Raw genomic sequence first — 22,165 nt, 5'->3', positions numbered from 1 at the left:
ACTATTGTGCAGCCGGGAGCCAATGCACGCTGAAGAGGCGCTCGGGATCGGTCCACACGGGGCCGATGCCGAAGCCCGCGCGCACCGCCAGCGCGCGCAGGCCCTCGATGGTGAACTTGTGCGAGAACTCGGTGTGCAGCGTCTCGCCTTCCTCGAATTCGAAGCGGCGACCCTGCACCTTGACCGCCTGCGCGCGGCGGCTCTGCAGGTACATCTCGATGCGGTGCAGCGGCGCGTTGTAGAAGGCCGCATGGTCGAAGGCCGAGAGGTCGAAGTCGGCGCCCAGCTCGGCGTTGGCGCGCGCCAGCAGGTTGAGGTTGAAGGCGGCCGTCACGCCCTGCGCGTCGTTGTACGCGGCATGCAGCAGCGCCGGCCGCTTGACCAGGTCCACGCCCAGCAGCAGGCCGCCGCCGCGCAGCAGCCGCGCGGCCTGCCGCAGGAATGTCAGCGCCTCCTCGGGCTCGAAGTTGCCGATCGTGGAGCCGGGGAAGAAACCCACGCGCCGCCCCTGGCCCGGCAGCGGCGCGGGCAGCGCGAAGGGCCGCGTGTAGTCGGCGACGACCGGCTGCACCGCCAGGCCGGGATGGTCGGCGCGCAGTTGCCGGGCCGCGGCCTCCAGGTGCTCGCCGGAGATGTCGATCGGCAGGTAGCGCCGCGGCGCATCCAGCGCATCCAGCAGCAGCCGCACCTTGACCAGCGAGCCGGCGCCGAACTCCACGATCTCGGCGCCGCGGCCGATGCGCTGCGCGATCTCGTCCGCGTGCCGCCGGAGGATGTCCAGCTCGGTGCGGGTGGGGTAGTACTCGGGCAGCTCGCAGATGCGGTCGAACAGCTGCGAGCCGCGCGCGTCGTAGAACCACTTGGGCGAGATGCGGCGCGGCCGCTGCGAGAGCGCCTGCAGCAGCTCGCGCGCGAAGGCGCCATCGCCGGCATCGTCGCGGCGGGCGTCGGAAGATGAAAGTGCGGAAGGGGGTGTCATGCGCGATCCTTGGCCAGGCGCAGGCCGCTGAACTGCCAGCGCGCGGCCGGCGGGAAGAAGTTGCGGTACGTCGGCCGCGCGTGGCCCGGCGGCGTGGCGAGGCTGCCGCCGCGCAGCACCAGTTGCCCGACCATGAACTTGCCGTTGTACTCGGCCGCGATGCCGGGCATCGGCCGGAAGCCGGGGTACGGGTCGTAGGCCGAGCGCGTCCACTGCCAGGCATGGCCGGCGGCCTGCGTGAAGCCGTCCAGGCCGCAGGCGGCCTCCCACTCGGCCTCTGTCGGCAGGCGCGCGCCGGCCCATTCGGCGAAGGCCGCGGCCTCGTAGAAGCTCAGTTGCGTCACGGGCGCCTCGGGCGCCATCGGGCGCAGCCCTTCCAGGCCGAACACGTGCCAGCCGCCGACGTGGCCGGCGCCGCCGAGGCCGTGCATGGCCAGCCGCGGGTCGTCGGGCGCGAGCCAGTACGGCGGATGGCGCCAGCCGCCGGCCTGCACGGCCGCCCAGCCGTCGGACAGCCACAGCTCGGGCCGCAGGTAGCCGCCGTCGGCGATGAACTGCGCGTATTCGCCGCAGCTCACCAGCCGGTCTGCGATGGCGAAGGGCTGCAGCAGCACCGCATGGCGCGGGCCCTCGTTGTCGAAGGCGAAGTCCGCGCCGGCATGGCCGATCTCGACCTGCCCGCCCGCATGCTCGAGCCAGTTCAGCGCGGGCGCCTGCACCGCCAGCCGCAGCGCCGGCGCGGCCGGCGCGCGGTACGCGGGCAGCAGCGGGTTGCACGAGAAGGCGTGCAGGATGTCGGTGAGCAGCAGTTCCTGGTGCTGCTGCTCGTGGTGCAGGCCCAGCGTGACGATGGGCTCGACGCGCGCCAGCGCCGCCGCGTCGGCGCCGTCGAGGAGCGATTCCATCGCGGCGTCCACATGGGCCCGGTAGGCGTGCACTTCCTGCAACGAGGGCCGCGTCAGCAGCCCGCGCTGCGGACGCGGATGGCGCGGCCCCAGCGCCTCGTAGTAGGAGTTGAAGAGGTAGTGCAGGCGCCGGTCGAACACGCGGTAGCCGGGCACGTGCCGCTCCAGCAGCACCGTCTCGAAGAACCAGGTGGTGTGCGCCAGGTGCCACTTGGCCGGGCTGGCGTCGGGCATCGACTGGATGCACTGGTCTTCGGGCGACAGGGGGGCGGCCAGTTCGAGCGTGTGGGCGCGTACCGAGCGGTAGCGCCCGCGCAGCGCGCAGGCCGGCTCGCCGGCGCGCTGCGGCGCCGCGTGGGGTGGATGCATGGGTGTCCTCTTCCGGTCCTGGTTCTTTTTAGTGGCCGCGCCGCCGCCGCCGCGTAGGACGATGGCGCACAGGCACCTCGCGGTTCGCTCCCTGCCCTGACCATAATCCCCGCATGACCGCCTCCGCCACCTCGTCTTCCCGCCCCCGCGTGCTCATCATCGGCTGCGGCTTCGGCGGCCTGGAGGCGGCGCGCGCGCTGCGCCACGCGGCGGTGGACGTGACGGTGGTCGAGAAGACCAACCACCACCTCTTCCAGCCCCTGCTCTACCAGGTGGCGACGGCGGGGCTGGCGGCGCCCTCGATCGCGGCGCCGGCACGGCTGCTGTTCCGCGGCCAGCCGAACGTGACCACGCTGCTGGGCGAGGTCACCGCCATCGACGCCGCGGTCCGCACGGTGCGCCTGGCCGACGGCCACGTGCTGCCCTACGACCACCTGATCGTCGCCGCCGGCGCCACGCACAGCTACTTCGGCAACGACGCCTGGGCCGCCGACGCGCCGGGCCTGAAGACGCTGGCCGACGCCTTCGAGATCCGCCGCCGCGTGCTGCTGGCCTTCGAGCTGGCGGAGCTGGAAAGCGACCCCGTGCGCCGCCGCGCCCTGCTGACCTTCGTGGTGATCGGCGGCGGGCCGACCGGCGTGGAGATGGCCGGCACGCTGGCCGAGATCGCGCGCCACACGCTGGCCGGCGAGTTCCGCCGCATCGTGCCGGCCGAGGCCGAGGTGCTGCTGCTCGAAGGCGGCCCGCGCGTGCTGCAGGCCATGCCCGAGAAACTGAGCCAGCGCGCCAGGGAACAACTGGAACACCTGGGCGTGAAGGTGCACGTCGACGCGATGGTGACCCGCATCGACGGCGAGGGCCTGGAGATCAAGGGCCCGGACGGCACCGCCCGGCGCATCGCCAGCAAGTGCATCGTCTGGGCCGCGGGCGTGGCGGCCTCGCCGCTGGGCCGCCTGCTGGCGGCCGCCACCGGCGCCGAGTGCGACCGCGCCGGCCGCGTGAAGGTGGAGCCGGACCTGAGCCTGCCCGGCCATCCGGAGATCAGCGTGGTCGGCGACCTGGCCGCCGCGATGAGCCACGTGCCGGGCCAGCCGCCGCGGCCGGTGCCCGGCGTCTCACCCGGCGCCAAGCAGATGGGCCGCGCGGCGGCGGCGGCCATCCTGGCGCGCATGGCGGGCCGGCCGACGCGGCCCTTCCGCTACCGCGACTGGGGCAACCTCGCCACCATCGGCCGCAACTCGGCGGTGGTGGACCTGCCCACGCCCTTCGGCCCGCTGCGCTTCTCGGGCTATTTCGCGTGGCTGTTCTGGCTGTTCGTGCACGTGTACTTCCTGATCGGCTTCCGCAACCGGCTCATCGTGCTGATGGACTGGGCCAGCGCCTACTGGACCTTCCGGCGCCACGCGCGCGTGGTGTCGGAGGTGAAGGCGCCCGGCGAAAACTGAAGCAACCCCAAAGCCGCTTCGCGGGTGCCCTGGCATGGGCCGCTGCGGGCCGCCCGGGCTGAATCGCGGCTCAGGCCGTCATCACGGCGGAGGGCTGCGCTCCCGCGATCTGCCGCAGCGCGCGCTCGAACACCTCCACCGGCTGGCCGCCGGAGATCAGGTGCTGCCGGTTGACGATGACGGCGGGCACCGAATGGATGCCGGCGCCGGTGTAGAGCCGTTCGCGCTCGCGCACCTCGGCGGCGAATTCGTCGCCCGCCAGGATCTCGCGCGCACGCGCCTCGTCCAGCCTCGCCTCGCCGGCCAGGCGCACCAGCAGCTCGTGGTCGGCCGGGCTCTGCCCGTCGATGAAGTAGGCCTTGAACAGCGCCTTCTTCAGCGCGAGCTGCCGGTCCGGCCCCTCGTGCTCTGCCCAGTGCAGCAGGCGGTGCGCGTCGAAGGTGTTCCACACGCGCTTGCGCTTGTCCAGGTCGAAGGGGAAGCCCACCGACTCGCCACGCTGGCGCAGCGCCTCGCCGTTGGCGCGCACCTGCGCCTCGCCGATGCCGTACTTGCGCATCAGGTGCTCGATCGAGTCCTCGCCCTCGGGCACCATGTCCGGGTTCAGCTCGAAGGGCTGGAAATGCAGCTCGGCGCGGATGTCCGGCGCCACGCGCGCCAGCGCGCGCTCCAGCGAGGCCAGCCCCACGGCGCACCAGGGGCACGAGACGTCGGACACGAAATCGATCTGCAGGGTGGTGGGCGTGTTCATCCGCGCATTCTGTGCCTGCCGCCAAGACGCTGCGCACGGCAGGTCTTTAGCCGCGCGGATGCAGCCGCGGCAGCCAGGCGAAGGCGATCGCCATCAGCGCGGCGCCGGCCGCCACCATCGGCAGCACCATCGGCCAGGCGCCGTGCGGCATGCCCGGAAGCACGAAGGCCGCCGCGAACTGGCCCACGCAGAAGGCGACCAGCATCATCCCGAAGCCCGACCAGGACACCGCCCGCCCCGCGAGCTGCGGCAGGTCGCCCACCGCGCCGGCCTGGCCGCAGGGCTGGTGGATGCCGTGCCCCAGCACGTAGACCGCGTGGCCCGCCAGCAGCGGGATCACCGAGGCCGGCGCCAGCGCGCAGCCCAGCGCCTGCACCAGCGCGCCGGCCAGGCTCAGCGAGGCGCCGAGCTGCACCGTACGCACCGGGCCCCAGCGGCGCAGCAGCCGCCGGCACATCGTGGTGCTGACGATGTAGACCAGCGAGCCGCCGGCCGGGATCCATCCGTACATCGCCGGCGACATGCCGAGCAGGTCGATGTAGACCATCGGCGAGAGCAGCAGGAAGCAGAACAGCCCGCCGTAGGTGGCCGCCGCCACCGAGGCCCAGGCGCGGAAGCTGCGGCTGGCGAACACCTGCCGCGCGCTGCCCCGCGCCACCGGCGTGGCCGGCTCGCCCGGCGCCACGGGACGGTGCGTCTCGGCGAAGTCGCGCCGGCACAGCGCGAACAGCACGGCGGCATAGACGGCCATCGCCGCCAGCACCCAGCGCCAGCCGGCGCCCTGCACCAGCCACGCGCCCAGGACAGGCGCGAACAGCGCCACCACGCCCAGGCCCGTCAGGCCGCGCGCCATCACGTGCGGCCCCTCGTGCGCCGGGTACAGGTCGCGCACCGCGGCGCGCGCGCACACCAGGATGGCCGCCATGGCGAAGCCCTGCACCGCGCGGCCGGCCGCCAGCCAGGGCACGCTGGGCGCCAGCGCGCAGCCCAGCGCCGCCACCGCGTAGCAGCCCAGCCCGGCCAGCAGCACCGGCCGGCGGCCGAAGCGGTCGGCCCAGGGGCCGCACAGCAGCTGCGCGCAGCCGAAGGCCAGCACGAAGACGGTGAGGCTGGCCGTGGCCGAGCCCAGGTCGCGCGCGATGGCGGGCAGCGCGGGCAGGTAGCTGTCGGTGGCGACGGGCTGGGCCGCCAGCAGCAGGGGAAGCAGGAGGGTGAATTCGATGGCGCGCCGGCGCGAGGAGCCTGCGCTCATGGCGCCTCGTGCCCGAGCACCGCGCTGATGGCCCGCGCCTCGCGGCGCACCGCCTGGGCGATGGCGCCGTCCACCGACGCATCGAAGCCGCCGGTGGCGCCCAGCGCCGTGAGCACGCCGCACACGCGGCCGGCATGGTCGAACAGCGGCGCGGCGACGGCGCTGATGCCGCGCAGGTTGGTGTCGCGCACGGCGGCGCAGCCGGCAGCCTGCACCTCGCGCCGCAGCGTGGCGACGGGGTCTTCCTGCGGCAGCAGGGCGCGCTGCTCCGCCGAGGCGGCGGCCAGCTCCCGCTCGGCCAGGGCCTGCACCGCCCGCTCGTCGAGGAAGCCGAGGAAGGCCCGCCCTGTGGCCGACCACAGCAACGGCAGCACCGAGCCCACGCGCACGTTCAGGGTGACGGGCAGCCCCGGCTCCTCGAAGCGCACGATGGTCGGCCCCTTGTTGCCCATCACCGCCAGGAAGCAGGTCACCTCCAGCGACTCGCGCAGCCGCGCCAGCGCCGGCTCGGCGACGCGGATCGGGTCGGCCTGGCGCATGGCCGCCATGCCGATGCGGATGGCCTCCGGCCCCAGGAAGTACTGCTGCGATCCGGCGTCCTGCGAGACCAGCCCCTCCTGGCACAGGCTGACGAGGTAGCGGTGCACCTTGGCCGGCGGCTCGCCCACCTGGGCGGACAGCGCCGTCAGGCTGGCCCGCCCGCCCAGGCCGGCCAGGCCCTTGAGCACGGCCATGCCGGTCTCGGCGGCCTGCACGCGCTGGCGGCGCTGGCGGGGCGGGGAAGCGGGTTCGGGGACGGTGGGCGAACGGGGCATGAACGGCGCAGCAGGAGCAAAGGGCATGGATTGTGTCCGGGTTAGCCCGGATTCATGAATTACGCAATTCTCAAAACAATTACGCAATACATGAACACCCTTTGATTCCCCTCAAGGAGACACGATGAAGAAGCTGATCGCAGGCTGCCTGCTCGCCCTCCCCCTGGTGGCCGCGCCGCTGGCCGCGCAGGCGCAGCAGGGCTGGCCCTCCAAGCCGGTGCGCTGGCTGGTGCCCTACCCGGCCGGCGGCGGCTCGGACTTCCTGGCGCGCACCATCGGCCAGCAGTTGTCCACGCAGATCAACCAGCCCGTGCTGGTCGACAACAAGCCGGGCGGCAACACCGCCATCGCCGCCGCCGACGTGGCGCGCTCCGCGCCCGACGGCTACACGGTGCTGTCGGCCGACAACGGCACCATGGTCTTCAACCCCGCGCTCTACAAGAGCCTGAGCTACAGCCCCACGAAGGACCTCGCGCCGGTCGCGCTGATGGGCCGCTTCCCCATGATCCTGGTGGTGAGCCCGACCGTGAAGGCCAAGGACGCCAAGGAGTTCATCGCGCAGGTCAAGGCCAGCGCGGAGGGCATCAACTACGCCTCGGCCGGCGCCGGCAGCCCGCACCACCTGGCGATGGAACTGCTCAAGACCGAGGCCGGCCTGAAGATGACCCACGCGCCCTACCGCGGCGCCGCGCCGGCGCTGGCCGACGTGGCCGGCGGCCAGGTGCCGGCCATGATGGTGGACATGGCCGCCGGCGCCGGCTTCATCAAGGGCGGCAAGGTGCGCCCGCTGGCCGTGGCCAACGCCAAGCGCCTGCCGCAGTTGCCCGACGTGCCGACCTTCGCCGAGCTGGGCTACAAGAACGTCGAGGCCGCGGCGCTGGTCGGCATGGTGGTGCAGGCCGCCACGCCGCCGGACGTGATCGCCGCGCTCAACAAGCAGGTGGTCGCCGCCATCCATGCGCCGGAGGTGCACAAGAAGCTGGTGGACTTCGGCGTCGAGCCGGTGGGCGACACGCCCGCGCAGTTCGCCGAATTGCTCAAGAGCGAGACGGTGCGCTGGCACAAGCTGATCAAGGACCTGAACATCACGCTGGATTAGGCCCCCCCCGTTTCTCCCGGACTTCGTTCCGGTCGAATCCCCCTCAAGGGGGCGCACCCGGTGGCCCGGCAAAGCCGGTTCCACGGGTGCACTTGAACAGGCTTCGCTGCGCTCGCCCCCGCCAGGCGGGCGCTGGCATTCAGGAGCATCACCCATGACATCGGCCTCCATTTCCGCTGCCGCCTGCCCCATCGCCCACGGCGCCGGCGCGCCGCAGGCGGCGCCCACCGGCTGCCCCGTCAGCCACCGGGCGGCCGCCTTCGACCCCTTCAGCGACGGCTACCAGCAGGACCCGCCCGAGTACGTGCGCTGGGCGCGCGAACAGGAGCCGGTGTTCTACAGCCCCGTGCTGGGCTACTGGGTGGTCACGCGCTACGAGGACATCAAGGCCATCTTCCGCGACAACATCACCTTCAGCCCCTCGATCGCGCTGGAGAAGATCACGCCCACCGGCCCCGAAGCCAACGCCGTGCTCGACAGCTACGGCTACGCCATCGGCCGCACGCTGGTCAACGAGGACGAGCCCGCCCACATGCCGCGCCGCCGCGCGCTGATGGAGCCCTTCACGCCCGAGGCGCTCAAGCACCACGAGCCGCTGGTGCGCCGACTGGCGCGCGAGTACGTCGACCGCTTCATCGACGACGGCCGCGCCGACCTGGTCGACCAGATGCTGTGGGAGGTGCCGCTGACCGTCGCCCTGCACTTCCTCGGCGTGCCCGAGGAAGACATGGACACGCTGCGCAAGTACAGCATCGCGCACACCGTCAACACCTGGGGCCGGCCGAAGCCCGAGGAGCAGGTGGCCGTGGCGCACGCCGTCGGCAACTTCTGGCAGTACGCCGGCAAGGTGCTCGACAAGATGCGGCAGGACCCCGACGCGCCGGGCTGGATGCAGTACGGCATCCGCAAGCAGAAGGACATGCCCGAGGTCGTCACCGACTCCTACCTGCACTCGATGATGATGGCCGGCATCGTGGCCGCGCACGAGACCACCGCCAACGCCAGCGCCAACGCGCTCAAGCTGCTGCTGCAGCACCCCACCGCCTGGCGCGACATCTGCGAGGACCCGGCCCTCATCCCCAACGCGGCCGAGGAGTGCCTGCGCCACAACGGCTCGGTGGCCGCCTGGCGCCGGCTGGCGACCAAGGACGTGACCGTGGGCGGCGTCGCCATCCCGGCCGGCAGCAGGCTGCTGATCGTCACCTCGTCGGCCAACCACGACGAGCGCCATTTCGCCGATGCCGACCTGTTCGACATCCGCCGCGACAACGCCAGCGACCACCTCACCTTCGGCTACGGCTCGCACCAGTGCATGGGCAAGAACCTGGCGCGCATGGAGATCCAGGTGTTCCTGGAGGAATTCACCCGCCGCCTGCCGCACATGAAGCTGGCGCCGCAGCAGTTCACCTACGTGCCCAACACCTCCTTCCGCGGGCCGGAGCACCTGTGGGTGGAATGGGACCCGGCCCTCAACCCCGAGCGGCGCGACCCCGCGCTGCGCACCACCGCCCGCGCCGCGGTGCGCATCGGCGAGCCCTCGACGCATGCGATCACGCGGCCGATGGTGGTGCAGGGCGTCACGCCCGTCGCGCAGGACATCGTGCGGCTGCGCCTGGCCACGCCCGACGGACAGCCGGCGCCGCGCTGGGCGCCGGGCTCGCACATCGACGTCGAGTGCGGCGACACGGGCATCGCTCGCCAGTACTCGCTGTGCGGCGACCCGGCCGAAGCCTCGGTGCTGGAGATCGCCGTGCTGCGCGATCCGCAAAGCCGCGGCGGCTCCGCGTGGGTGCATGCCAGCGTCAAGGCCGGCGACCGCCTGCGCATCCGCGGCCCGCGCAACCACTTCCGGCTCGACGAGGAAGCGCGAAAAATCATCTTCGTCGCCGGCGGCATCGGCATCACGCCCATCATGGCGATGGCGCGCCGCGCGCGCGAGCTGGGCATCGACTACCAACTGCACTACTGCGGCCGCAGCCGCGCCACGCTGGCCTTCGTGCCCGATCTGCAGGCGCTGCACGGCGAGCGCCTGCGCCTGCACGTGAGCGGCGAAGGCTCGCGCCTGGATCTGCCGTCCCTGCTCGCCACGCCCGAGCCCGATACCCGGGTCTATGCCTGCGGCCCGCTGCGCATGCTCGATGCGCTGGAGTCGGCCTGCGCCCACTGGCCCGAGGACACGCTGCGCGTGGAGCACTTCGAGTCCACCCTCGGCACGCTCGATCCGTCGAAGGAGCACGCCTTCGAGGTCGAACTCAAGGACTCCGGCCTCACCGTGCCTGTGCGCGCCGACCAGACCCTGCTGGCCGCCCTGCGCGCCGCCAACATCGACGTGCAGAGCGACTGCGAGGAAGGCCTGTGCGGCTCCTGCGAGGTGCGCGTGCTCGCCGGCGGGATCGACCACCGCGACATGGTGCTCACCCGCAGCGAGCGCGAGGCCGGCCAGCGCATGATGAGCTGCTGCTCGCGGGCGTGCGGGCAGAAGCTGGTGCTGGAGCTGTAGCGGCGCGTCCGTCGCCTCAGGAGGCCGGCCGGCGCAGCCAATGCCACGCCGCTGCGCCGAGGGCCAGCCACAGCAGCACGACCAGCACGGCGCCCAGGCGGCTGCGCGGCCTGGTGCCCTGCGCCTGCATCCACGCATCGGCCCGGACGCGGCAGACCGCCAGCACGTCGGCGGGCAGCAGCCGGACGGCCAGCCAGATGAGCGCCGGCAGCAGCAGCACGTCGTCGACGTAGCCCAGCACCGGGATGAAGTCGGGGATCAGGTCGATGGGGCTCAGCGCGTAGGCCACCACGAAGGCGACCAGCACCTTGGCGTACCAGGGCGTGCGGGCGTCCCTGGCGGCGAACCACAGCGTCACCCCGTCACGCTTGATGCGCCGCGCCCACTGCCTCAGGTCCTGCGCCAGGCCCACGGAATCCACCCCTGCCGATGCGCCCCGCTCCGATAGCACTAGCGCGGCTGCCCCAGGAAGCCCTCCACCGCGCTGGCCAGCGCCACCGGCGCCTCCTCCATGGCGTAGTGGCCCGCGTTGGCCATGACCTCCAGCGTCGCATCGGGGTAGTGCTGCAGCCAGGTGGCCTTGCAGGTCTCTGCACCCAGAGCCGGGTCGTGCTCGCCGGCGATCACCAGCACGGGCAGCTTCCGGCCCTTGATTCGCTCGACGAAGGAGGTCTTCGCCCATGCCGTCAGGTAGGCGGCGAAGGCCTCCTCGTCCGAGTTCGCAAGCGAGTTCTTCACCATCGCGTCCAGCCAGGTGCCGGTCAGGCGGTTGCCGGTGGTCAGGTCGATGATCGTGCGGCGCGCGCCCGCGTCCTTCGCCGCGCTGGAGAACAGGCCCCACCCCTGCTCGTCGAAGGGCACGCCGCCGGCGGGCACCGGGCTGATGCCGACCAGGGCCTGCACGCGCTGCGGCGCGTCGGCCAGCACCTGCTGCACGGCCATGCCGCCCATCGAGTGGCCGACCAGGGAGAAGCGCTCCCAGCCCAGGCTGTCGGCCGCCGCCAGCGCGTCGCGCGCGATCTCCGCCATCGTGTACTCACCGCCGCTGCCCCGGCGCCGGCCGTAGCCGCGGTAGTCCATGAAGGCGTAGGTGAAGGCCTGCCGGTCCAGGCTGTCCACGAAGGGGCCCCAGTTGCCCGCATGGCCGAACCAGCCGTTCAGGCACAGCACCTTGCGCGGCCCGGACCCCAGCACCTGGTAGGTGTCGCTCGCTTGCATCTCTGTCGTCTCCTGTTGTCGCCCGGCGCGGGCGGGAGCGCAAGCGTAGCGCGAACCGCGCAGTGGCCGGTGCAACACCGTATCGGCGTGCGCCCGTTTTTTTGTTCCACTGGAGCCCCCTGAGATCCCGGGCCCGCACTGCCATGCCATCTTCTTCGACACGCCTGCTCGATCCCCTCCGCCCGCACGGCACAAGGAAGGCGTGATGTTCGTGGTCTGCGGCGAGGCGCTGATGGATGTCTACGTGCGCGACAGCACGCCCACCGGGCTGCTGCTCGACGCGCGCGTGGGCGGCTCGCCCTTCAACGTCGCCGTCGGCCTGGCCCGGCTGGGGCAGCCGGTGCAGTTCCTGGCGGGGCTGTCGCAGGACGTGCCGGGCGAACGGCTGATGCAGTCGCTGCGCGATGAGGGCGTGGGCACCGCGCTGGTGGTGCGCAGCCCGGCGCCGACGACGCTGAGCGTGGTCACGGTGGGCCACACCGGCGTGCCCAGCTATGCCTTCCACGGCCACGGCGCGGCCGACCGCATGCTGGACGCGGCCGCCCTCCCCGCGCTGCCGGCGGAGGCGCGCGTGCTGCAGTTCGGCTCGTACACGATGGTGGTGGATCCGGTCGGCCGGGCGCTGCGCGGCCTCGCCGCGCGCGAGCGCGAGCGGCGGCTGGTGACCTACGACCCCAACGTGCGCCTGAACGTGGAGCCCGACATCGGCCGCTGGCGCGCCGTGGTGCAGGAGATGGCGGCGCTGGCCCACGTCGTGAAGGTGAGCGACGAGGACCTCGGCCTGCTCTACCCCGACGAATCGCCCGCGCAGGCGGCCACCCGCTGGCTGGACGCGGGCGTGCGGCTGGTCGTCGTGACGCGCGGCGCGGCCGGCAGCGAGGCCTGGAACCGCCACGGCCACGCCACCGCACAGTCGCTGCTGGTCGACGTGGTAGACACGGTCGGCGCCGGCGACACCTTCCAGGCCGCACTGCTGGCGTGGCTGGCGGAGCACGATGCCCTCTCGGCTGAACGGCTGGATGCGCTGGACGTGCAGCAGATGGCGGCACTGCTGCGCTTCGGCGCACGCGCCGCGTCCATCACCTGTGCGCGGCGCGGCGCGGACATGCCGCGGCGCGGCGAGGTGAGCTGACGCGGTGCGCTCCTGTGAAGCGGCGGGCTGCATGCCGGTTCCGTCGCTGTAGGACCCCGCCGACTATTCCGGCGTCCCCTGTTGTGAAAGACTCGTCCGCTTTCCACCGCTTCGGCGCACATTCGTTCCGATCGCGGCGGTGGAAGACGCGCCAGGGAGCGCGGACGCTGGAGTGACGACTTTCTTCTTCTCTCTCACACGGAGGGACCGGCAGACAACCGGTCCTGGACGGACGAAGCGCCGGCAAGGAGGGCGCAGCGAATGAACCTCGACGAACCCGGCAAGCCGCATGGCGAGCCGCTTGCACCGGCCAACTGGACCATGAAGATGCTCCAGGAGGCCAACCAGTATGTCGCGGTGGTGATGCTGGACGGCGAGCCCAGGTGCCGGGTCTCGATCGCCGCCGCCGACCAGGACGAGGCCACGGCGCGCACCGCCCTGGCGGAGAAGGCGCGGCACTGGATCAAGGAATACCTGGCCCGCCCCTCTGCGGCGCCCGAGACGGCGCCCGAGACGGCACCCGAGACGGCACCCGAGGATCCCCACCCGGCGCCCTCGCCTGCGGCCCTGTCGGACGAGCCGGCCACCCGCTGACCACGCGGGAGCGCATCCGGCACAGCGAAGGACTTCAACCGCCCACGGGCGGTCGTGCAGCGTGCGTCAGTTGCGGTCCGCGCGCGGCGGGCGCATCTCGGGCTGGGGCGACGGCGCGGGCGCCGGGGCAGGTGCCGGCGCGACGTTCGTGTCGCTGCCGCTTGCGGGCGGCGATGCGGGTACGCCCGTCGTCCCCATCGACGTGCCCTGCTGGGTCTGCTGCCCGGCCCCCGTGGCGGGGTTGGGAGAAGCGGGGTTGGGAGGCGTGCTCTGCGCCATGGCCACGGCCGTGCCGGCCAGGAGCGCCGCGGCGATCGCCGGACGCAGGAAGGGAGCGATGAAGGAACTGCGGTGTGACATGTGATCTCCTTGTGCAGGCAAACGTCGATCGGGTCGTCGACGCTTGCATGCTGAGGCCGTCGGCGGTCGGGCCACCGTCGTCTCCATCCCTGCAACCGTGTAGGAACGCCATGCCGGCGGGTCAGCGGAGGCCGACACTCACCAGGCCACTTTCACCCCCAGGCTGCCATTGAGGCCGCCGCTGGTCTTCGCGCCGCCGCCGCCGGCCCACAACTTGCCCACCTCCCCGTACACGCTCAGCGCAGGCGTCAACTGCCAGGTGGCCCCCGCGGCCAGTTCCCAACTCGCCCCGCCCGTGCGGGTGGCAATCTCGGTGAGCGCCGCCAGCGTGGCGTAGCCCTGCCCGCGGCATGGACGTGGCCGCGGACGGCAGCGGCACCGTGACCGAACAACGCCTGTACCAACTGATCCGGCAGCCGGGCGGCATCGCCGAGCGCACGTTCAGCATCGAGTTCCTGGACCCGGCGGTCTCGGCCTATGCCTTCACCTTCGGGTGAACCCGCCTCTCCAGCCCTCCTCCAACCCACCACGCCTTCACAGGAGCGCACCATGCAAGACAGCGCCAACTCATCGAACCGGCCCCGCCGCCGAAGCGTGCTTCGGCTCCTGAGCGGAGGCTCCGTCCTTCTGGGCAGCGGACTGCTCTGGCAGGCCGTGGCGCGCTCGGCGACGGAAACGGCGGTCAGGCTGCCGCCGCCCGCGCAGGACCCGGCGCCCGCCGGCCAGGGCATGCGCAAGGCCATCTTCGCCGGCGGCTGCTTCTGGGGCGTGCAGGGCGTCTTCCAGCACGTCAAGGGCGTGCAGCGCGCCGTCTCGGGCTACAGCGGCGGCACGGCGCCCACCGCCTCCTACGAGGTGGTGAGCAGCGGCCGCACCGGGCACGCGGAGTCCGTCGAGATCAGCTACGACCCCGCGCAGGTCAGCTACGGCACGCTGCTGCAGATCTTCTTTTCCGTCGTCCACGATCCGACGCAGTTGAACCGCCAGGGGCCGGACGTGGGACCGCAGTACCGCTCGGCCATCTTCGCCACCGGCCCGGAACAGCTCGGTGTGGCGAAGGCCTACATCGCCCAGCTCGAAGCCGCGAAGCTGTTCGGCAAGCCCATCGTGACGAAGCTGGAGGACAAGCCCAGCTTCTTCCCTGCGGAGGCCTATCACCAGGACTTCATGACCGGGCATCCGCAGCACCCGTACATCGTCTTCAACGACCTGCCCAAGCTGAAGAGCCTCAAGCGGTTGTTTTCCGACCGCTACCGGAGCGATCCGGTGCTGGTCAAGCGGTCGGGCTGAGGAGCGGCGGCTCCGGCCGGGAGGGCAGTGTCGCGTGTCTACCAGCGGCGAACGGATTCACCGCTGATCTTCTTCCCGGGGCGCGAAGGCGGCGACTAATCTACGCCGCTTCCGAAACGCCGGCTGGCGCTCCCGAACAAGACCGACATGCGACTTCCCCTGACAGATCGCGTCCGCTGGCGGCGCCTCGGACATCGACCTGCGATGTCCGTGCTGCACCGCCTCGCCCGCTTCATGCTGGCCTGGTTCGTGCTCTCGGTGGGTGCGGCGATCGCGTCTCCGATGGTCCAGCCCCAGTCGGTGCAACTGGTCTGCGCGGCCGCGGGCAGCGTCAAGATCGTCGTCCAGAGCGACGACGGCGCGCGCGAACTCGGCGCCAGCCACCTCGATTGCCCGATGTGCGCGCCGACCGGCGCGCCGCCTCCACTGGCCCAGCCTGTCGGCTTCCTCACGGCTCCGCCGCCGGATCATCCCGCCCGATCGACCCCGCCTGCGCGCATCGGCGCAGCCACGGCAGCCCCCCTTCCTCCACGCGGGCCACCTGCGCTCTCCTGATTCGTCTTCGCTGCCGTCGCGCTTGACGCCCCGCATGGCCCTGCCATCGGTGTTGAATCATTTGGTCTGCGACTCCATGAACCAGGCGCATGTCCGATCCCGCAGGCGGATGCGGCGATGCGCCGAATTGGCTCACGTCTGGTCTATCGAACTTCACCCCCCATCGACGTCCTTGACCAGCCGGAAACCCACGTGCGACATCGGGCTGTGCGGATCAGAACCGCGTCGCGCGCTGGGCCGATACGACAGACAGTAGTCCTGGTTGCACAGAAACGAGCCGCCGCGGATGACCTTGCGCGGCGCGTTCATGGGCACACCGGGGTCGTCGGGATCGAAAGAGTCGACCGGACCTGTCGGGTTGTCGGGCACTGTCTTGCCCGCAGTGCGGGCCTGCAAGGCAAAGAAGTCGGCGCGGTACCAGTCGGCCACCCACTGCCAGGCATTGCCAGTCATGTCGTACAGGCCGTAGCCGTTGGCGGGAAAGGTCTTGGCCGGCATCGTTCCGGCAGCGCCGCCCGCCTTGGGGTCGATGACCGGCTTCACCACCGGAAAGGGCGTGTCGCGCGTATCCCAGTAGTTGGCCAGGCGCTGGCCTTCGGGCATCAGTTCGTTGCCCCAGACGTAGGTGGCCTGCTCCAGCCCGCCACGCGCGGCGAATTCCCATTCGGCCTCGGTCGGCAGGCGCTTGCCGGCCCAGCGCGCGTAGGCCAGGGCGTCCTCATGACTCACCTGCACCACGGGGTGGTCGCCCTTGCCTTCGATGCTGCTGCCCGGGCCCTGCGGGTGCCGCCAGTCGGCCCCCGGGACGTAACGCCACCACTGCGCGTAGTCGTCCAGCCGCACCGGTCGGCGGGTGCCCACGAACACCATCGCGCCGGGGACGAGCACGTCGTCCGGCGGCCTGGGCACGCCGGGCGGCAATTGCACGCGGACGGTCTCCCAATCGGGCTTGCGCTCGGCCGTGGTCACGTAGCCGCTCTGCCGCACGAACTCGGCGAACTGGTCGTTGGTCACGTGGGTCTGGTCCATCCAGAAGCCCTTGACGCGCACCGCGTGCGCCGGGCGCTCGTTGGGTTGCGCCAGCTTGTGGTCGCTGCCCATCCGGAACACCCCGCCGGGCACCCAGACCATGCCCTGTGTGCCTCGGGCCGCGTCGCCGAGGACGACCACCGGCTTGGCTGGCGTGCCCGGCCGGCCGCCGACATACCAGCCTGCCGCGCCCGCGGCCAGCGCCAGCAGCGCCGTGCCGCCGAGCGCAAGCCAGCGTTTCCTCCATGCATTCGCCAACGCCATGTCTCAGTACACCCCGTGGCTCTTGGGGCAGGTCTTGCCCAGGTTCTGCGCAACGATCTGCCCGTCGGCTGCATCGGTCCTACCGTCGAGCACGCCGGCCACGACGAAGTCATATACGCTGGACAAGCCCCAGTCCCGGGCGATCTCGTGCCAGTTGCCCTCATCCTTCGCATCGACCACGCCATCCTTGTTGCCATCGCCCGGGCAGTCTGGTTCGGAGGCCAGCAGGTCGTCGAGCTTGTCCTTCAGCGCGACGTAGGCGCTGCGCGCCTCGTCCGACAGCGGCGGCTGCTTGAGCAGGTCCTTGCCCGCGGGGTCTTCGAGCCTGGGCGTGCCCTTGGACTGGTCGACCTCGTACAGCTCCTCGGTGGCGAGGGTGACGGCGGTATTCGTCACCGCGTCGTAGTCGGTGACCGTGTTGCGCACGATCTTGAACTTCGGATCGCGGATGGCAGCCGAGCTCTCGGGCAAGATCGACACCTTGGGCGCGGACGGATCGGCCAGGTGGATGGCCTTGTTCACCTCCCAGCAGCGCACATAGCCCGTGCCGCCGTTGGGCACGACGGAGGCGTCGGTATAGCCCCCGCCCCACCACACGCCGCCGTTGTCCTCGCACACGCTCTTGGCGGTCGGGATCTGCGTGCAGCTGCCGCCCGCCGGCGGGTTCGCCGCAGCGTTGCGGTTCATCACGCAGGGGCCGTTGCTGCCGCCGTCGGCCTGGAGGTTCATGCCCGACTGCGTGAAGTTGATGCTGCGCAAGCTGGCCGCGCCGACGTCGCGCAGGTAGGGCAGCAGACCGACGCCGTCGATCGTGCGCGGCACCGCCTTGCGGGCATCCACGCCGGCCAACTCGCCGAAGAACTGGAACAGGTCGACGCTGTTGACCATGTGCTCCACCTCGCGGCCCGGCTGCGCCACTTGCGGGCCAGCGACGATCAACGGTACCCACACGCCGGTCTGGTACGAGGTGCCCTTGGCCAGGGTCGGATCGAAGGGCAGCTTGGCCGCGTAGCCCAGCGTGCCGTTGTCGCCCACGATCACGACCACCGTGTTGCTGGCCTGGGGGTCGTAGGCGAGGTGGCCGCCCTCGCCGCGCTGCGCGAGGCCCGTTTCGACCATGAGGCGGCCGAACTCCGTGTCCATGGCCTCGGTCATCTGGTTCTGGATGACACGGCCGGCCACCGTGTTGCCGCAATCGAGGATGTTGCCCGAGAGGTGCGGACTGGTCTGCGGCGACAGGCGCTTGGGCGCATGCTGCCAGGGCGTGTGCGCGGCGGAATAGCTCACCGTCGCCATCCACGGCTTGTTGGCCGGGCGCGACCTGATCCACCGGACGGCCGCGTCGGTTTCGATGGTGGTGCGGTAGCCGCGCGCCCGCGGGTCGGTCAGCGGTACCTCCTCGGCCTTGCCGTTCTCCACGATGACCAGGGGCGACACGTAGTAGGCGTTCTCCTTGCTGAAGTCGAGCGCCACGCCCTGCGGCAGCGGCTGGCCGCATACGTGGTCCTTGACGAAGATGCCGCCCTTGGTCAGGCACTGCAGGCCGGACGAATCCTCGGAAAGCGCCGGCTGCGCCATGTTCTCGCAGGTGTTGTCGGCGTAGCTGCAGGAGCCCGCGAAGTGGTGCGGATAGAAGCCGCAGGCTTGGGGTTCGCCGGCATCATGGACGCCGCCGGCGCTGGTGTCGATCGAACCGGGCAGCCCGCCGACCCATCCGTAGAAGTAGTCCCAGCCCAGTTGCGCTGGGGTGGTGTTGCCCGCCGCGTTGTGCTCCGGCCCGGCGAGGTGAAACTTGCCGAACATCGCGCTGTCGTAGCCGGCCGCCTTGAGCAGCTTGGGCACCGTCACGTCGTGGGGCGAGAGCTGCGAATTGGCCAGGTCGTTCGGGCCGAGCGCCTGGTACATGCCGGTGCGAAGCGGATAGCGTCCCACGAAGAACGCGGCCCGTCCCGGCGAACACTCGGGCATCGACCAGGTGTTGCGGAAGCGGATGCCCGCGTCGGCCACCGCGTCGATGTTGGGCATGGGCGGCGGCGTGTTGCCGCCATAGCCGAAGCTGGCCATCTGGTCGACGCCCACGTCGTCCATGATGACGAACAGGATGTTGGGCGGACTGGGCTGGGGTGTGGCCGGATCCGGCGGCGCGCCGCCGCCGCCCTGCTCCCCGCCGCCCGCGGGCAGCCCTCCAAAGAAGCCGCCCGGGCCGCCGCCGCTGCCGCCGCAGGCAACCAGTAGCGCGGACATCACCATCGCCAGCCAGGTAGCCGCAGCTTTGCGCAGGATCGCGTTCATCGCCTCTCCCCGCCGCCTCAATTGGCACCCACCACGAGCGGATCGCAGCGTCTGCCCATGTTGCTCTGGATGATGGCCTGGTCCGCCGCATCGGTCTTGCCGTCGTGATTGAGGTCGTACCAGCTCGACTGGCCGCCGTTGATCTGGCTCAGTTCCTTCCAGTTGTCCAGGTCGGCCTGATCGACCGCGAAGTCGCGGTTTCCGTCGCCTGGGCAGTGCGCGCTGTCGTAGTTCTGGTTGTAGCTGGCCGTGGCATCGCGCCGGTCCAGCTCGGCCTTGAGCTTGTCGTAGGCCATCCGCTGTTCGCCGCTCAAGCCCGTGATGACCGGAGCACCACCGTCCGTCGATGTCGCCGTGGCGATGGGGGGCGATGCCAGCGTGGCGCCCACGTCGCGGTCGAGCGTGGGGTTGGGCGTGGCGGTGTCGATCCTGTAGAACTCGTCGGTCTGCGCGTAGCCGTCGCATTCGGCGTTGTCGATATCGGTGCTCACCGGGCAGTTCTGCCGGTCCAGGCGCACCAGCTTGTATGTGCCGTCGCTCACCGCCTTCTGCGCACGGGGATAGACCTTGACCGCGCTCTGCGCGCTGGCGGCACGCAGCGACGACACCTGTGCGCAGTTGCTGAAACCGCCGGGCGTAGGAACGCCCGTGATGGCAGAGCCGGGGCCGTACCACATGCCGCTCTGGTCCTCGCACACCGCCTTGCTGGGGAAGAGCACGATGCAGGTGTTCGCCGCCTCGATCACGCAGGGGAAGGGTGTGGCGGTGGCTTGCGGGTTGCTGAAGTTGGTGCCGACCTCGGTGAAGTTGATGCTGCGGATGCTGGGCTGGCCGGGGTCGGTCAGATAGGCCAGCATGGGCTGCCCGTCGACCGGACGGTTGGCCGGCACGCTGGCGGCCACGTCGGCGCCGGCGAGTTCGCCGAACAACTGGTACAGGTCGGCGGCATTGACCATGTGCGGCACTTCGCGGCCCGGCTGCTTGACCATCGGCCCCGCCACCAGCAGCGGCACCCACACGCCGGTCTGGTAGGGCATGCCCTTGGAGCGCGTCGCGTCAAACTGGCCAGGCGCGGTGAGCTTGACGCTGTTGACGTAGGTGCCGTTGTCGCCCATCACCACCACCACGGTGTTGGTCTTCTCGGGCTGGTAGTTGAGGGTGCCGTCGCTGTTCCAGGCGGCCAGCTCCAACTCGACCAGCAGGCGGCCGATTTCCTTGTCCATCGCCTCGGTCATCAGGTTGGTGATGAGGCGCGGATCGACCAAGCCCGCCACCGAGCCCGGCAGCGAGGGGCCTTCTTCGGCATCGCTGCCGGGGTAGCAGACGAAGGGGTCGTTGCGGCCCAGGGTGTCGTCGGACAGCAGCGCCTTGGGCGGCAGTTGCAGGGGTGCATGAATCGCCGAATAGCCCAGCGTCATCATCCACGGCTTCCCGCGGCCCTGCTGCTGCCTGGCCCAGGCGATGGCGCGGTCGGTCTCCATGGTGCTCCGGTAGCCGCGTCCCGTGGGGTCGCTGGCCGTGACCTTGCGAGCGCTGCCGTCGGCCTCGCTCACGATGAACTCGCCGGTGTAGTAGCCGTTCTGCGCCGTGAAGTCGAGATGAGCCGGGACGCTGTTCTGGCAGCTCTGCATGGGATCGAAAATGCCGCCGCGTTCCATGCAGGCACGGCCAGGCGCCACGCCGTCGCTGTCCACCGTGAGGTTCTCGCAACTGCCCGTGACCTGATAGCAAGCGCCCGCGTCGGCTCCACCGGTGAATTGCGCGCGCGGCACGAAGCCGCACTTGTAGGGGCCCGCGCTCACGTCGCTGCCCAGGGTGGACAGGCCGGCGCGCGTGTCGATGGGGTACGGTGCGCCGTCAAGATAGCCGTCGAAGTGGTCGAAGCCCAGCTTCCACATGGTCTGCCAGCCATAGGGCAGGTTGCGTCCACCGTCTAGATCGGAGCCGGTCAGGTGCATCTTGCCGATCAGCGCACTGGTGTAGCCCTGCGTCTTGAGCAGCTTGGGAACGGTCACTTCGTAGGGAGAGATTTCCGAGTTGGCGAGGTCGCTCGACACCACCGCGTTCAGGATGTTGGTGCTCGATGGGTAGCGACCGGTGAAGAAGGTAGCCCGCGTGGGCGCGCAGGTGGGCATGGCCCAGGCGCTGCGGAACAGCAGCCCCGCTTCAGCGATGGCGCTCAGGTTCGGCGTCTTGGCCGGCGCGGCGCCGCCGTAGCCATAGGCCGTGAGCTGATCGACGCCGAAGTCGTCGATTGCGATGAACAGGATGTTGGGCTTGGCCTTCGCCTGCGGCTGCTGGGGATCGGGCTGCGGCTGCGGAGGTAAAGGCATCGGCCCGACGGCGCCGCCGAGCCGCCGCCGCTGCAGGCAGCCAGCGCCCATGCCGCAGCGCCCAGGGCCAGACACCTGCGCCACGAACGGGCAGGCGGATGCATCATGCTGTTCATTCCCGGATCTCCTCTTCCTCGATGCGCTTGAATCTAGGAGTCCGGCCCGCAGCGACCTATACCCTGTTTCGGGTAGAGCGGTCCGCCCCGGCAGCCAGGGCGTGCTACCGTAGCCGCGTCACGCATTCATTCCAGCTCCCGCACCATGAGCATCGGGTCCGCCACCGCCGCTGCATCCACCAGCCCGCCCGTGCCCTGCCGGGTGCTGCTGATCGAGGACGACGCACCGTTGCGCGAGCGCTTTGCGCGCCTGCTGCAGGCCTGGACGGGCGGGGAGCTGGTAGCGGCCTGCGCCACGCTGGCCGAAGCAGTCCGGCACCTGCGCGACGGCAGCATCGACCTGCTGGTGACCGATCTGCAATTGCCCGACGGCCATGGCACGCAGGCGATCCGCCTGCTGCGGGCGCTCAACCCCGATTCGGAGGCGATGGTCATCTCGGTGCTGGCCGACGACGAAACCGTGGTGCAGGCCATCGAGGCCGGGGCGGCGGGCTACCTGCTGAAGGACGCCGACTCGTTCGAGCTGGTCGAGGCCGTGGAAGAGCTGCGCGCCGGCCGCTCGCCCATTTCCTCGTCCATCGCCCGCGTCATCGTGCGCCGCCTGAGCGAACCGGCACCTGTGCCGCAGCCGCCGCTGGGCAAGGCGCTCACGGCACGGGAAATCGACATCCTCTGGGGCATCGCCAAAGGCCTGACCTACGCCGAGCTGGGCGAGCAGCTCGGCATCTCGAAGCAAACCGTGCCGGTGCATGTGAAGAGCATCTATCGCAAGCTCGAAGCCAACAACCGCGCCGAAGCCGTCTACGAAGCGTCGCGCCGGGGCTTGCTGAAACTCTGAGAGGCGGCGTGCACAATCGCGGCAGCCCC

Annotated in this window: 19 protein-coding genes and 1 pseudogene; 9 read left to right on the top strand and 11 right to left on the bottom strand. The window is 71.0% G+C overall.

Annotated elements, in window-relative coordinates; genetic code table 11:
* Window position 1: 1 nt before the first annotated feature.
* Together egtD and egtB are read right to left on the bottom strand one after the other, a co-directional pair.
* A complete protein-coding gene (egtD, locus tag Q392_RS06280; RefSeq protein ID WP_038203186.1) occupies window positions 2-979 on the bottom strand; it encodes an L-histidine N(alpha)-methyltransferase in 978 nt (325 codons plus the stop codon).
* Window positions 976-2,253 carry an ergothioneine biosynthesis protein EgtB gene (egtB, locus tag Q392_RS06275; RefSeq protein ID WP_051952981.1) on the bottom strand — a complete coding sequence of 426 codons (1,278 nt, stop codon included), beginning with the start codon at window positions 2,251-2,253 and terminating at the stop codon, window positions 976-978. Before egtB ends, egtD begins: the two co-directional genes overlap by 4 nt.
* 113 nt (window positions 2,254-2,366) lie before the next feature.
* Between egtB and Q392_RS06270 the strand changes: the two genes are divergently transcribed.
* The gene (locus tag Q392_RS06270) at window positions 2,367-3,698 is read left to right on the top strand and encodes an NAD(P)/FAD-dependent oxidoreductase (protein WP_038203182.1); all 1,332 of its coding nucleotides are present in this window, start codon (window positions 2,367-2,369) and stop codon (window positions 3,696-3,698) included.
* A 70-nt stretch (window positions 3,699-3,768) separates the two neighbouring features.
* Here Q392_RS06270 and Q392_RS06265 read toward each other — a convergent pair whose 3' ends face one another.
* Genes Q392_RS06265 through Q392_RS06255 form a run of 3 tightly spaced genes read right to left on the bottom strand, consistent with a single transcriptional unit; the run spans window position 3,769 to window position 6,516 of the window.
* On the bottom strand, window positions 3,769-4,449 hold the full coding sequence (locus Q392_RS06265) for a DsbA family oxidoreductase (protein ID WP_038203177.1): 681 nt from the start codon (window positions 4,447-4,449) through the stop codon (window positions 3,769-3,771).
* Window positions 4,450-4,495: 46 nt separating this feature from the next.
* Window positions 4,496-5,701, bottom strand: coding sequence for a multidrug effflux MFS transporter (locus tag Q392_RS06260; RefSeq protein ID WP_038203174.1), 1,206 nt, complete (start codon window positions 5,699-5,701; stop codon window positions 4,496-4,498).
* Window positions 5,698-6,516 carry an IclR family transcriptional regulator gene (locus tag Q392_RS06255; protein WP_038203554.1) on the bottom strand — a complete coding sequence of 273 codons (819 nt, stop codon included), beginning with the start codon at window positions 6,514-6,516 and terminating at the stop codon, window positions 5,698-5,700. Before Q392_RS06255 ends, Q392_RS06260 begins: the two co-directional genes overlap by 4 nt.
* 124 nt (window positions 6,517-6,640) lie before the next feature.
* On the opposite strand from Q392_RS06255, the gene Q392_RS06250 reads away from it, so the two are divergent.
* Window positions 6,641-7,615, top strand: a complete 975-nt coding sequence (locus Q392_RS06250; RefSeq protein WP_038203171.1) for a Bug family tripartite tricarboxylate transporter substrate binding protein — start codon at window positions 6,641-6,643, stop codon at window positions 7,613-7,615.
* A 154-nt stretch (window positions 7,616-7,769) separates the two neighbouring features.
* A complete protein-coding gene (locus Q392_RS06245) occupies window positions 7,770-10,115 on the top strand; it encodes a cytochrome P450/oxidoreductase (RefSeq protein ID WP_038203168.1) in 2,346 nt (781 codons plus the stop codon).
* 16 nt (window positions 10,116-10,131) lie between these two features.
* Here the strand turns inward: Q392_RS06245 and Q392_RS06240 are convergent, their stop codons facing one another.
* Window positions 10,132-10,527, bottom strand: a complete 396-nt coding sequence (locus tag Q392_RS06240; protein ID WP_038203552.1) for a YkvA family protein — start codon at window positions 10,525-10,527, stop codon at window positions 10,132-10,134.
* A 38-nt stretch (window positions 10,528-10,565) separates the two neighbouring features.
* Window positions 10,566-11,333, bottom strand: a complete 768-nt coding sequence (locus Q392_RS06235) for an alpha/beta fold hydrolase (RefSeq protein ID WP_038203165.1) — start codon at window positions 11,331-11,333, stop codon at window positions 10,566-10,568.
* A 205-nt stretch (window positions 11,334-11,538) separates the two neighbouring features.
* On the opposite strand from Q392_RS06235, the gene Q392_RS06230 reads away from it, so the two are divergent.
* The gene (locus Q392_RS06230) at window positions 11,539-12,465 is read left to right on the top strand and encodes a carbohydrate kinase family protein (RefSeq protein WP_038203162.1); all 927 of its coding nucleotides are present in this window, start codon (window positions 11,539-11,541) and stop codon (window positions 12,463-12,465) included.
* 261 nt (window positions 12,466-12,726) lie between these two features.
* A complete protein-coding gene (locus tag Q392_RS06225) occupies window positions 12,727-13,059 on the top strand; it encodes a hypothetical protein (protein ID WP_038203160.1) in 333 nt (110 codons plus the stop codon).
* Between the two features lie 66 nt (window positions 13,060-13,125).
* Here the strand turns inward: Q392_RS06225 and Q392_RS31220 are convergent, their stop codons facing one another.
* Complete coding sequence (locus Q392_RS31220; RefSeq protein ID WP_051952979.1) at window positions 13,126-13,419, bottom strand: hypothetical protein; 294 nt, start codon at window positions 13,417-13,419, stop codon at window positions 13,126-13,128.
* 341 nt (window positions 13,420-13,760) lie between these two features.
* Here Q392_RS31220 and Q392_RS32675 point away from each other — a divergent pair.
* The 3 genes and pseudogenes from Q392_RS32675 to Q392_RS06210 form a co-directional block, all read left to right on the top strand.
* Window positions 13,761-13,916, top strand: a pseudogene (locus tag Q392_RS32675) (hypothetical protein); the annotation flags it as partial.
* A gap of 52 nt (window positions 13,917-13,968) precedes the next feature.
* Window positions 13,969-14,709 (top strand): peptide-methionine (S)-S-oxide reductase MsrA, encoded by a 741-nt coding sequence (msrA, locus tag Q392_RS06215; RefSeq protein ID WP_038203157.1) that lies wholly within the window; start codon window positions 13,969-13,971, stop codon window positions 14,707-14,709.
* A gap of 204 nt (window positions 14,710-14,913) precedes the next feature.
* Window positions 14,914-15,264 carry a hypothetical protein gene (locus Q392_RS06210; RefSeq protein ID WP_038203154.1) on the top strand — a complete coding sequence of 117 codons (351 nt, stop codon included), beginning with the start codon at window positions 14,914-14,916 and terminating at the stop codon, window positions 15,262-15,264.
* 153 nt (window positions 15,265-15,417) lie between these two features.
* Here Q392_RS06210 and Q392_RS06205 read toward each other — a convergent pair whose 3' ends face one another.
* The 3 genes from Q392_RS06205 to Q392_RS06195 are packed head-to-tail and all read right to left on the bottom strand — an operon-like array spanning window position 15,418 to window position 21,233.
* Window positions 15,418-16,557, bottom strand: coding sequence for a formylglycine-generating enzyme family protein (locus Q392_RS06205; protein WP_038203151.1), 1,140 nt, complete (start codon window positions 16,555-16,557; stop codon window positions 15,418-15,420).
* A 3-nt stretch (window positions 16,558-16,560) separates the two neighbouring features.
* Window positions 16,561-18,849 carry a sulfatase-like hydrolase/transferase gene (locus Q392_RS06200; protein ID WP_245610649.1) on the bottom strand — a complete coding sequence of 763 codons (2,289 nt, stop codon included), beginning with the start codon at window positions 18,847-18,849 and terminating at the stop codon, window positions 16,561-16,563.
* 17 nt (window positions 18,850-18,866) lie between these two features.
* Entirely contained in the window at window positions 18,867-21,233 is a 2,367-nt protein-coding gene (locus Q392_RS06195; RefSeq protein WP_051952977.1) for a sulfatase family protein, read from the bottom strand.
* Window positions 21,234-21,443: 210 nt separating this feature from the next.
* Here Q392_RS06195 and Q392_RS06190 point away from each other — a divergent pair, with 210 nt between their 5' ends.
* Window positions 21,444-22,136 carry a response regulator gene (locus Q392_RS06190; RefSeq protein WP_051952975.1) on the top strand — a complete coding sequence of 231 codons (693 nt, stop codon included), beginning with the start codon at window positions 21,444-21,446 and terminating at the stop codon, window positions 22,134-22,136.
* Window positions 22,137-22,165 lie beyond the last annotated feature (29 nt).

The sequence above is a fragment of the Xenophilus azovorans DSM 13620 genome (genome assembly GCF_000745855.1).
GTDB classification, from domain to species: domain Bacteria; phylum Pseudomonadota; class Gammaproteobacteria; order Burkholderiales; family Burkholderiaceae_C; genus Xenophilus; species Xenophilus azovorans.
This window is presented reverse-complemented; position numbering and strand designations above follow the sequence as displayed.